Source organism: Methylobacillus glycogenes JCM 2850, from assembly GCF_000617925.1.
Lineage (GTDB): Bacteria > Pseudomonadota > Gammaproteobacteria > Burkholderiales > Methylophilaceae > Methylobacillus > Methylobacillus glycogenes.
Genome location: NZ_BAMT01000001.1, coordinates 275,419 through 287,460, shown reverse-complemented (window position 1 = coordinate 287,460; position 12,042 = coordinate 275,419). Strand labels below are relative to the sequence as shown.

The window sequence follows — 12,042 nt, the reverse complement described above, 5'->3', positions numbered from 1 at the left end:
GAGGATATTGCGATGAGCGGGCGTAATCTCTGGAAGCTGAAACCCTCGGGCGACCTCAGCGAACATACATTAGCCTTCTGGCTATTGCTGCCTGCCGCCTTGCTACTGGGCCTGATTGTCGTCTACCCGGTGCTCAAGCTGCTGCATGACAGCCTGTATTCCATGAGCGTGTTCAGCGCGCATGCGCCGCAATTCATAGGCCTGAGCAATTACGCCGATGCGCTGAGCGACCCCGATGTCTGGCGCGCAATACGCTTCACATTAGCTTTGTGCCTGGTCACCGTGCCGGGTGCCTTGCTGGTGGGCCTGGGCCTGGCATTGCTGTCCAACAGGCCGTGGAAATGGCGCTGGCCAGTACGCTTGGCATTGCTGCTGCCCTGGGCTTTGCCACTGGCGTTTTCCGGCATGATCTTCGCGTGGTTTTTCAACACCGAATATGGCGTGGTGAATGATCTGCTGCGCCGCGCTGGCATGGCACCTATCTCCTTCCTGCTGATACCACAGTGGGGCTTCTTTGCCATTTGCGTTGCCACCATCTGGAAAAGCTCATCGTTTGTAGCGCTGATTCTGCTGGCAGGTTTGCAGACCATCCCGCGCAGCCTGTATGAAGCTGCCGAGCTGGAAGGTGCCAACGCCTGGCAGACCTTCCGCCATGTCACGCTGCCACTGCTGATGCCTGCCCTGGCCGTAGCGCTGATCTTCCGCACCATCAGCGCCTTGCAGTCTTTCGACATCCCTTATGCCATGACCCAGGGTGGCCCGGCACGCTACACCGAAACCCTCTCCATTCTGGTCAACACCACCGCGATTGAATACATGGATGTGGGCTATGGCTCGGCGCTGGCAGTGCTGCTGTTCCTGCTCTCCATGGCAGTCAGCTCGCTCTATCTGCGCAAGCTCTACCGGGGGGCTGTGTGATGCTGAAACTTCCCCTGCGCTGGATAGCCGCCGCCCTGCTCTTGATCAATGGTTTCTTCCCGGCTTTGTGGATACTGCTGACTTCATTCAAGACCGAAGCTGAGCTGGCACAAACGCCCATCACCTGGCTGCCGCAGCATCCCAGCCTGGATAACTACCTACTGGCGTTTGCCGAGCAGCCGCTGCTGCTGTTCCTGGCCAATAGCTTTGCCGTGGCCTTGCTTTCCACCCTGCTGACGCTGTTTGCCGCCACTGGCGCTGCCTATGCGCTGACGCGGCTGCAATTGCGCCATAGAGGCTTGATTCTGACCAGCCTGATTGCGGTGGCCATGTTCCCGCCCGCCACGCTATTGGTGCCGCTGTTTGAAATCATGCGCGGCCTGGGCCTGATCAATACCTATGGCGCACTGGTGTTGCCTTACGCCGTGCAAAGCCTGCCCATCTGCACGCTGGTGCTGGCCAGCTTTTTCCAGCAAGTGCCCAGGGATATTGAGCACGCGGCCATGATAGATGGTTGCACCCGACTACAGGCGCTGACCCGTATTGTGCTGCCACTGGCAGCTCCCGGGGTGTTTACCGCGGGCATTCTGGCCTTTGTGAATGCCTGGGATGAGTTTCTGCTGGCGCTGGCGCTTAACGCTGCACCGGGCAGCCGTACATTGCCTGTGGGCATTCTGCTTTATCAGGGTGAATTCAGCTTCCCCTGGCCCGTCATTTCGGCGGCTTTGGTCGTGGCCATCGTGCCGCTCGCCATCATCATTGTGCTGTTCCAGGAGCGCGTGGTGAGCGGCTTGACCGCAGGCGGCCTCAAGGGATGAAACGCATGGGCAACACTGATCTAAAGCACCTATTTGCAGCAGCAGATTACACACACTTTCAGGGAGCCCGCACGGGCACTGCATCACCACCATCACCACGACTATGTCATTAATTAGGGGAATTTTTATGCACGCATCATCAACCACGCAGCCATTCAAGCGCCGCGGCGTCCAGCTGGCCATCGCCTCTGTTCTGCTATCGCAAGCCTGGACACTACAGGCCCAGGCCGCAGATACCGACAGCGAAGCACAGGCAGCAAGCAAGACCACAGAAGCCACACCACCCGCACTGGGCAAGGTCACCGTTACCGCCACCCGCCGCGAGGCCAGCCTGCAATCCGTGCCTATCGCTGTCTCGGTACTGGATGGCCGCAAGCTGGAGCAATCCAACCTCAACAGCATACAAACCATTGCCAACGAAGTGCCCAGCCTCACTTTCCGTCAGCAAGGCGGCAACAAGGATTCGTCCATCCTGATTCGTGGCGTGGGCACCATCTCAACATCTCCTGGCATAGAACCCACAGTCTCTACCGTGATTGATGGCGTGGTCTATGCCCGCCCCGGCCAGGCCACGCTGGACCTGCTGGATGTAGAACGCATTGAAGTGCTGCGCGGCCCGCAAGGCACGCTGTTTGGCAAGAACGCCTCTGCTGGCGTCATCAATGTGGTGACGCGTGAGCCCAGCGCCGACCCGCATGCCTATGTTGATACCTCGTATTTTGAAGGCGGCGAGAAACGCGTGCGCCTGGGTGTTTCCGGCACGCTGGTGCCGGATTTGCTCTACGCCTCCATCAATGGGCTATATGCCGATTATGACGGTAACGTCAAAAACACCGCAGGCGGTCATCTCAATGGCTATGAGCGCCAGGGTGCACGCGCCAAGTTCCTGCTGACGCCAACACAAGATCTGGACATTACCCTGATTGCCGATTACACCCATGGCACCAACAGCGTACCGGGTGCAACAGGTGTGCCTTACAGCTCCAACAACACCGCTTTCAACAATGGTGTCAGCCCGGTGCATGTCAGCAAGGGTAACCGCAAGGTGAATACCGACGGCAAGAGTGAGGTGACCGATACCAACCAGGGCGTTTCCGCACAGGTAGACTGGCGCTTCAATGATTACACGCTGACTTCCATTACCGCCTTCCGCACCTGGGATAACACCCAGAACACCTCAACCTCGCAGATAGGTAACAACTACAACACCAGCAATCCTTTGCGTTACAACAGCACTTTCCCGGCTACTCGTGACCGTGGCACTGTGGACTCTCAGCAGTTCTCGCAGGAAGTGCGCATTGCCTCACCCAAGGAGCAATTCCTGGAATATGTAGCGGGTATCTACTACCTCAAGGGCAAGACCGATGAAACCTATCAGCGTAGCGGCACCACCAGCACAGGCACTAATTTCATAGGCCGTGCGGATTACGGGATAGAAAGTGAAAGCCTGGCGCTGTTTGGCGAAAGCACGCTCAACTTCACCAAGCAGTTCCGCGGCATTGCGGGTTTGCGCTGGACGCATGACGAGCTGGAATTTGATCATATCCGCAATTCACCTGTGACTGGCCCAGGCGTACAGGTAAGCCAGCCTTTGCGCCAAGGCAACACCACCGAGACCGCCTACTCTGGCCGTGTGGGTCTGCAATATGACATCAACGAAGACCTCACCACCTACTTCACCTACTCGCGTGGTTACAAAGGCCCGGCTTACAACGTGTTCTTCAACATGAATCAGTCCAACAACGACACCTTGCCGCTAGACCCTGAAACCTCGAATGCCTTTGAACTGGGCCTGAAGTCGGCTTATCTGGATAACCGCCTGATCTTCAACGTGGCGGCTTTCTATACCAAGTACAAAAACTACCAGGCCAACTTCTTTGACAGCATAGGTGGCACGACCATCACGCGTCTGGTCAATGCGGGCAGCGTGTCTACCCGTGGTGTGGAATTTGATGCGGTGGCCAAGCCTACCTCCAGGCTCACTCTATCTGGCTCTTTGGCCTATGTAGATGCGCGTATTGATCAGTTCACTTGCCCTGCCAATGCAGCGGCTTCTTGCTCGGTCAATGGCAAGCCACTGCCCTTCTCTCCTGAGTTCAAGTCGGTGGCACGTGCCAACTATGCCATCCCGCTCAACAATGGCTATGTACTGGACCTGGGCACGGATTACGTCTGGCAGAGCAAGCAGCAATACAGCCTGACCCAGACCAAGGACACCATACAAGAGGCCTACGGCATCTGGAATGCCAGCGTGGCGCTTTCCACCGATACAGGCTGGCGCTTCGCCCTGGTGGGCCGCAATCTGCTGGATAGATCCTACGCTTCCAACCTGGTCAGCCACACCACTTACGTCAACCGCTATGTACCGCGTGACGATGCCCGCTACTTCGGCATCAACGTCAGGAAGGACTTCTAAGCATGAGCCAGCCACGTCAACTCAGCCTGGGCGCGTTTCTAATCCGCAATGGTCACCATGTGGCCGGATGGCGCTACCCGGACAATGTGCTGGATGACGATCCCTTTGCTGTCTACAAGGAGGCGGCCTTGCTGGCCGAGGCCGCCCACTTTGACGCGGTGTTCTTTGCCGATGCACTGACGGCAGCGGCTGGCTGCGGGGCTGGAGCCGCTGACCCTGCTCAGTGCGCTGGCTGCCGTCACCTCGCGCATAGGGCTGATAGGCACGGCCACCACCACCTATAACGAGCCGTATCACATTGCACGCAAGTTTGCCTCGCTGGATCAAATCTCGCGTGGCCGTAGCGGCTGGAACCTGGTCACCTCGGACAATGCCTCGGAATCTGCCAATTTTGGCCGTCCACAGCATGTTTCCCACTCCCAGCGTTACGCCAGGGCCAGGGAGTTCTATGAGGTAGTGACAGGTTTGTGGGATAGCTGGGAAGAAGGTGCTTTTATCAACGACAAGGCAGGTGGCCGCTGGTTTGACCGCAGCAAACTGCATGCGCTCAATCATCACGGCGAGCACTTTGATGTGGCAGGCCCGCTCAATGTGGCGCGCAGCCCGCAGGGGCGGCCCGTGATAGTGCAGGCTGGTGGCTCTGAAACCGGGCGTGAACTGGCGGCAGAAACCGCAGAAGTGGTCTTCACCGCCCACGCCAATCTCAGCTCAGCGCAGGCGTTTTACCGTGACCTCAAAGGCCGTCTGGCCAAATTTGGCCGCCACCAAGACAGCCTCAAAATCATGCCGGGCATATTCAGCATCATCGGCAAAACCCAGGCCGAGGCTGAAGACAAGTTCAACACCCTGCAGGACCTGGTGGAACCCGAGGCAGGCCTTGCCTTGCTCGGGCGCATGATAGGCAACTTTGACCTGTCGAGCTACCCACTGGATGGCCCACTGCCAGAGCTGCCGCTGACCGATAACGGCCAGCAAAGCCGACAAAAACTACTGACCGAGATTGCCCAGGGCGAAAACCTCAGCATACGCCAGCTTTACCTGCGCATTGCCGGGGGCCGGGGTCACCTCACCGTGGTAGGCACCGCTGAAACCGTGGCAGATCATATCCAGGAATGGTTTGAGCAAGGTGGCGCTGATGGCTTTAATGTCATGGCCCCCTGGTTACCCGGTGGACTCAGGGATTTCACCGAACTAGTGGTGCCTGAATTACAGCGTAGAGGCATCTTCCGCACTCAATATGAGGGCAAGACTTTGCGCGAGCATTTAAGGTTGCCTAAACCCTAAAACATGACAGGCAAGAGGATGACTCCCGGTTTGATAAGCAAGCTGGGAGTTATCAGCTGCTTATGGTCACAGCTGTACTCGCCAGCTTACATCACCTCCCTCCATCATCGCGGTCAAACGCAATGTATGCGCGATCTTTCTAAATGACACCCCAGCAAGCACGACACCTCTAAAGACGCTCGCTGCCAGCACGATCTTTGACCATTCAAATATCCTTTTTGACACCACTGGCAAACTTCTGCAGTATCAATGCGCTCCCAGTGTTTGCCCTATCAATCATTCAGCAAAGGACACCATGTTTGAATCTGCAGAGCTAGGCCACACCATAGACGATGATGTTTACAAAAAAGCCGTGCCGGAGTTGCGCGAGGCTTTGCTTGATGCGCAATATGAACTGGCGCAGCAGAAAAACTGCCCGGTGCTGATTTTGATTGGCGGGGTGGATGGCGCGGGCAAGGGTGAAACTGCCAACCTGCTGAATGAATGGATGGACCCGCGTCTGATTCATACTTGTGCGTTTGGCCCGGCCACTGAGGATGAAGCCGAGCGCCCGAATATGTGGCGTTATTGGCGTGAGTTGCCGCCCAAGGGCAAGATAGGCATTTTCTTTGGCTCCTGGTATACCGCGCCCATTCTGGAAAACCTTTCCGGCAAGCTGGGCAAGAAGCTGGACAGCCGCATCAAGGATATTGTCAGCTTTGAGCGCATGCTGAGCGATGAGGGTGTGCTTATCATCAAGCTCTGGTTCCACCTTTCCAAAAAGCAACAAAAAACCCGCATTGCCGCCCTTGAGGAAAACCCGAAAACCCGCTGGCGCGTGACCGAGCAGGACAAGCAGCACCTCAAGCATTACGAAGAATTCCGCACCATCTCCGGCCATCTATTGCGCGAGACCAGCACCGCCAATGCGCCCTGGATAGTGATTGAAGGCTTTGACCCCAACTATCGCAACCTCACCGCCAGCCAGTACATTCTCGATGCCATCAAGAAACGCCTGGATACCAAATCCCCCGCCACCCGCAAGGCCGCCGCCCCTGCCCTTACCCTGGCCGCTGCGGATGGCCTCAATATTCTCAACGCGCTGGATTTAAGTAAATCCCTGAGCAAGGATGACTATGAGAGCCAGCTGGAGGAATACCAGGGCAAACTCAATCTGCTAACGCGCCACCCCAAGTTCAAGCAGATTTCCGTGATTACCGCGTTTGAAGGCGTGGATGCTGCGGGCAAAGGCGGCGCGATCCGACGCATCACCCAGGCGCTGGATGCGCGTATCTACAGCACCATTCCAATCGCCGCCCCCAGTGATGAAGAAAAAGCCCAGCCTTATTTATGGCGCTTCTGGCGGCAATTGCCCAGGCGCGGCCGCTTCACGATTTTTGACCGCACCTGGTACGGCCGCGTGCTGGTGGAGCGTGTGGAAGGTTTTTGCAGCGAGCAGGACTGGATGCGTGCCTATGCCGAAATCAATGACTTTGAAGAGCAGTTGCTGGCGCATGACATTGTGCTGTTGAAGTTCTGGCTACATATTGATGAAAACGAGCAGCTCACCCGCTTCAAGGCCAGGGAAAACATTGCCTTCAAGCGCTATAAGATTACCGAAGAGGACTGGCGCAACCGCAAGAAGTGGGATGCCTACCAGCAAGCGGTGTGTGACATGATAGATCGCACCAGCACCGAGCAGGTGCCGTGGACACTGGTGGAATCGAACGACAAGAAATACGCCAGGATCAAGATTTTAAAAACCATTTGCGAGGCGCTGGAGCAAAAGCTGGAGAGTATCAAGTAGCGGGTCAAGGCTGTGGTGGTGTTGCCCTTAGCACTTGTAGAACTTGTCTCGCCCTTAACATTCTCTGCATGGCCTTGAGCCCAGCTGAGGCCGTTCCACCTGCGAGGCTGGTAAGCAGAACCAGCCTCCCTCTTTCCTTGCAATATAGCCTAGGCCATTGCAGCCTCAGACCTTGAGAGAGCATGTTCTCTGCGTCTATGGCGGTCTAAGCACCCACGCTTGCCGCAAACCCTTATCAGTTGAGCTTTTGCATCTGACCGAACTCCTCAACCCCATCACTGCAAAATCCAAAATCTCCGGTTTTTTCAGCTCATTGCAAAAATTTCTCATTCCGCATTCCCAAGGCCCAGTGCTGAGCGGGTCGTCATTTCAAGCTGATTCAATAACGACACTTACTTAAAATCCCATACAAATCAAAGACAAGTACGATTGCTCCGGGATTTTCCCCTCATTAGACTCCATAACTTGGTGCCGTCCTCAAGGCTATATTGAGCCATCAGCTTGCGTATGTGCCTTGAGCTTTCAAGCCAACCCAGAATGACTTAGCCCTGCGCTGAGCTAGCTTTGATATTGCGCCTGAATGTTGAGTTTTTAATTTGAGAGTTCCAATTTGAGAATTCTAATTCTAAGAATCAGAGGAAAACCCCATGCCCAAGATCATCCAGTACGAATTGCAAGAAGGTGTATTTTTAGAGAGCAAATTGATTCCAGGTATGTTCATCGCCGTGGATGCAACATTTTTGCTCAGCACTGATACTGCGGCTGCGCAAGACCCCTTCTATTCCAGGGTGGAGGGTTATCTGCAAAGACTTCAGGATGGCGGACCTAAAGGTCAGGAACTGATTAATAAAATCAGTGGCCTACTGCTTAAGGATGACAATCAGCCTAACCTGGGCAAAGAGCTCTTCATCGTTCCGGGGAGTTTAGATGGTGGCTGGACACGAGCTATCCTGCCGTTGTCATCGCAGCATCTCTATGATGAGTTACCTGACCAGATTATCGATAATTTACTGACCGACTTAGCCTCACGACCAGCAGGCAATCCCCAGGGCGCGGGAGGTGGCGCATCCTCAGTGATAGAACTCGGGGATGCAGTAAGACATGAATTGGATGCTCACGGTATTCCGCGAACCATTGACTCCCCTTCCACAGAAGAGAATTTCTCGGTATTTGTACATGAGCTGCTGCACGCTGCAAGGCACCTGAAAGGGAGAATGACAACCGATTACACTGACCTAAACGGCAATATCAATGAAGAGTTTCGTACTGTTGGCCTCTATCAGTGGGCTGATAAATCGCTTACAGAAAACTCCATCAGACAAGAGCAAGGCCTGCCTATGCGCAGGGCATATACGCTGAATGGGGAAGATGATAAACACATAAAACCACCTCCCTTGCCACCAAAGCGCACCAAACCTGCTGCCACTGAGGGTTTACCTGACACCAGCACTAACACAAGCCCTGACACAGACCAGGCCACTCCTGACAATGTGCCTGCTGAACAACCACAGGCAGCTAGGCCTGCCTTCAAAAGCCACGTTGGAGCAGATTACACATTAAGCCAGGTGGTGGTGGGCCTCAGGATTGAAGTCAGCACGCGCAATCCCCAGTTTTTTGAGCAAACAGAACACGCCTTGATGCAGCTACGCAATAGCCCCTCTGGCAACAAGCTGCTGAACAGCCTGGAGCATCAGATCAAGAGTGGTGCCAAAGACTTGCTGATTATCTATAGCTCCGCTGGCAATGCCGCGCGGCCACAATTGACCAAATCCCAACTCACCCAGCATCTACCCAATAAACTTGCCGAAGAAGTGACGCTGGCTTATCAGCTGTCGCACAAGGGGTTTTTCAGCAAAGGCCAAGGCACCAGCGCCGTGGTGGAATTCAACCCCAACCGCTCCTTGGAAATCGCCCCGGATGGCACCATGGCCATCAACAACAATTCCGCAGAAAAATCCCACCTCTTGCTGGCGCACGAGCTGGTGCACGCCAACCGATTTTTGAAAGGAACCAGTGCCGGCAATCAAGGCAGTGAGGAGGACCCCAGCTCAGAGCGAGGCAGGGAAGAAATGCGCGCGATTGGGCTGGGAAAATGGAAGAACAAGAGCCCCTCAGAAAACTCCATACGCAAAGAACTCGGCGAACCGCTGCGTCCCAGCTACATCGTCTACAAAAACCCAGGGAGCAGCACTGCAACAGCAGGTCAGAATAAAGCCTCGACCAGCGAACAACATGACAGCAATCTGCATGATGCGCTTGAACTGCCCATGCCAGACACTGGCTTGGCAAACGGCAACAGACTGTCCAGCCCGCTGACACCGCAGTTACTGGATCAAATGCAAGCAAAAGCCCTGCTCGTCAATCCCTTGCAGGAATCTTTGTCTGCTTTGACGCAAAAGGTCGAAGCACAAGCCAAGCAGGAAGGCTGGAGCATCAAGGAAATCTCGACTGCCCGCTACAATCAGCAAAGCCAGCAAGTGGAATTGAGCGTGAAAGACCAGGCTGGCAAGGAACGCGTGGTCAAGATCAATAGCGAGGTCATCACAGAGGGGTTCAAAGGCAAAGTTCAGGGCCTGCTGGAAGAAGCAGCCCAAGCTCATGCCAGCGGCACCGTTGCCGGACTATCAAAAGCCCTGGGCATATACGCCACGCTCAAAGGCGTCATGGACTTTTTCAAAGGTGTGGCAGACAGCGCTCACTTTGATGGCAAGATGATAGGCGGCGTGGTGCTCACCGGCTGGGGCGTAACGGAAATATCAGGCTTGAACAAGGCCCTCACCGACAAACTGGGCGATGTGTTGCGCGCGGCGCTGTATAACGACACCAGCAACGCCATCAAGTCCGGTTATGCGGGTGGGCTTGATGCCTTGATCGGCCTTAGCGTCTTCAAGTTAGGCAACATGGCAGGGCTGAGTGAAGAGGCAAATGCCCTACTGTCCAGAGGCCTGGCCAAGGTCCCCTTTGCCGCCATGGCTTTTGGGGGATATGCCTTGTATTGCGATGCGGAACTCATCAAGACATTGAAGGAGTCAGGCGCGTCCCAGGAGCGCATTGATAAAGCCATTGCCGCCACGGCAATGGATAGCATCTCAACTGTCTGTTTCACGGCCGCCCCTTTCGCCGGGCCGTTCTCCAGCGCGCTGATTGCATTGGGCTCTCTGGCCAATTTTGTGCGTGGATTTCTCTCCGACACCCCCAGCGCCAACCCCAGCTCTGCGGAAATTCTGGTGGATATCTGGAGCATGGGAGCTTTGCCGCTGTTCCGTATCTGGCTCCCCACCGTGCTAACTTTGAGGATCACTACACCTGGCATGCGCGTTATCGAGGCTCAGTCACAGGCAAGTTTGCTACAGGTCAGGACCGCTTTATCCTCATGGGCATCAGCAGCTCCTATTCTGCCTACTACGACCGTTATCCAACGACAGCCTCTATGGCGGCGATGGCAATGATTTACTAGTGGGTGACGAGGGTGCCAACCTGCTTGATGGCGGACTGGGCACCGATACCGCCAGCTATGAAAAAAGCACAAGCAGTGTGGCTGCCGTCCTGCTTAATCCAGACGGCAGCGGCATGGCCGATTTGGCACAGCTGGGTGAAGATACCCTGATCAACATTGAAAATTTGATCGGCAGCCAATTTGACGACCTGCTGGTGGGCAATGCCAGTGACAACATCATCACTGCCTAGATGGCAATGACACGATTTATGGTGGCGCAGGCAACGACCAGTTGCGTGGCGGTAGTGGCCGTAATGTCCTGTACGGCGATGAGGGCAATGATTATCTCAGCAGCACCGGGGGAGGCAGCTTGCTGCAAGGCGGTGCAGGTGCCGATACCATCCAGGGTGGCGATGATGACTTTGCGGTTTATCTGGAGAGCAAGGCAGGCGTCAACATCACCTTGGGCGACACTTTGACCCGGCAGCAAGCAGAAGCCAGTGGCGGAGATGCAGAAGGTGATGTTCTTAACATCGCCAACATCATAGGCAGCAAGCAACATGACATCCTGCGTGGTAATAGCGCAGCCAACACGCTCATAGGCGGCGCTGGTGGAGACATCCTCAGGGGCGAAGATGGTGATGACATTCTGATGGGTGGTGACGGTGACGACGCGCTGCAAGGGGGCAAAGGCAACGACACCCTGATAGGCGGGGCTGGCGCTGACCTGCTGCATGGCGGCGAAGGCATAGACACCGCGATGTATACCGGCGACGAAGGCGTCTTTGCGCAATTGTGGAACAGCGATGGCAAGCCCATCAGCCCCAACCTGGCGACCAGGGGCGGTGAAGCCTTCCTGGACTGCCTGATTGAGATGGAAAACCTTGTGGGCACCTTGTTCAATGACACCTTGATAGGCAACGACCAGAGCAACCTGATCCACGGCCGCGATGGCAATGACATACTTTCCGGTGGAACTGGTGGCATGGATACTCTGGTGGGAGGTGCAGGCAATGACACCTACGTGCTCGCTGCGGGAAACACCACGCGTATAGACGCGAGCGGTAATGACAACGAGTACGACCTGGATACCATAGTGATGCAGGAAGTGGACCTGGACAGCCTGAGTTTCACTCGCATTGACCAGCATCTGCTGGTCAATGGCAAGCGTGGCACTGAATGCATGCTGCTGGATTGGTTTAATGGCAATACCAACTACATAGTCCGCATGGAGAACGACTATCTGGATAACACCGACTTTATTGCCAATGTGCAGGACTATCTGCAGTACGGGCCAAGTGCGGCTGTGCTTTCGCTTTAACCGGGGCTGCCTGCATTGGAGTGATGGCTTTACAGGTCTGCAAGGCCAAAACCGGATTAGCTA

The 12,042-nt window shown here is 55.4% G+C and carries 9 protein-coding genes and 1 pseudogene; all 10 read left to right on the top strand.

The window, feature by feature from the left end; translation table 11 throughout:
- Positions 1–12 precede the first annotated feature (12 nt).
- The 10 genes and pseudogenes from JCM2850_RS01360 (at position 13) to JCM2850_RS16290 (ending at position 11,979) form a co-directional block, all read left to right on the top strand.
- A complete protein-coding gene (locus JCM2850_RS01360; protein WP_025869494.1) occupies positions 13–918 on the top strand; it encodes a carbohydrate ABC transporter permease in 906 nt (301 codons plus the stop codon).
- The gene (locus tag JCM2850_RS01355; protein WP_025869493.1) at positions 918–1,736 is read left to right on the top strand and encodes a carbohydrate ABC transporter permease; all 819 of its coding nucleotides are present in this window, start codon (positions 918–920) and stop codon (positions 1,734–1,736) included. The genes JCM2850_RS01360 and JCM2850_RS01355 overlap by 1 nt, the downstream gene beginning before the upstream one ends.
- Positions 1,737–1,863: 127 nt before the next feature.
- Positions 1,864–4,152: a TonB-dependent receptor gene (locus JCM2850_RS01350; protein WP_025869492.1), complete on the top strand. Its 2,289-nt coding sequence runs from the start codon at positions 1,864–1,866 to the stop codon at positions 4,150–4,152.
- Between the two features lie 2 nt (positions 4,153–4,154).
- On the top strand, positions 4,155–4,436 hold the full coding sequence (locus JCM2850_RS22220) for a hypothetical protein (RefSeq protein ID WP_234406020.1): 282 nt from the start codon (positions 4,155–4,157) through the stop codon (positions 4,434–4,436).
- Entirely contained in the window at positions 4,342–5,436 is a 1,095-nt protein-coding gene (locus JCM2850_RS16295) for an LLM class flavin-dependent oxidoreductase (RefSeq protein WP_369384818.1), read from the top strand. The genes JCM2850_RS22220 and JCM2850_RS16295 overlap by 95 nt, the downstream gene beginning before the upstream one ends.
- A gap of 295 nt (positions 5,437–5,731) precedes the next feature.
- A complete protein-coding gene (gene pap / locus JCM2850_RS01340) occupies positions 5,732–7,222 on the top strand; it encodes a polyphosphate:AMP phosphotransferase (RefSeq protein ID WP_025869491.1) in 1,491 nt (496 codons plus the stop codon).
- A 647-nt stretch (positions 7,223–7,869) separates the two neighbouring features.
- The gene (xopG, locus tag JCM2850_RS01335; protein ID WP_025869490.1) at positions 7,870–10,671 is read left to right on the top strand and encodes a XopG/HopH/AvrPtoH family type III secretion system effector; all 2,802 of its coding nucleotides are present in this window, start codon (positions 7,870–7,872) and stop codon (positions 10,669–10,671) included.
- Positions 10,672–10,678: 7 nt separating this feature from the next.
- Positions 10,679–10,909: a hypothetical protein gene (locus tag JCM2850_RS01330; RefSeq protein ID WP_025869489.1), complete on the top strand. Its 231-nt coding sequence runs from the start codon at positions 10,679–10,681 to the stop codon at positions 10,907–10,909.
- Between the two features lie 11 nt (positions 10,910–10,920).
- Positions 10,921–11,322 (top strand): annotated as a pseudogene (locus JCM2850_RS23265) (calcium-binding protein); the annotation flags it as partial.
- Positions 11,311–11,979 (top strand): calcium-binding protein, encoded by a 669-nt coding sequence (locus tag JCM2850_RS16290; protein ID WP_267879237.1) that lies wholly within the window; start codon positions 11,311–11,313, stop codon positions 11,977–11,979. The pseudogene JCM2850_RS23265 and the gene JCM2850_RS16290, both read left to right, overlap by 12 nt.
- The last annotated feature ends 63 nt before the right edge of the window (positions 11,980–12,042 follow it).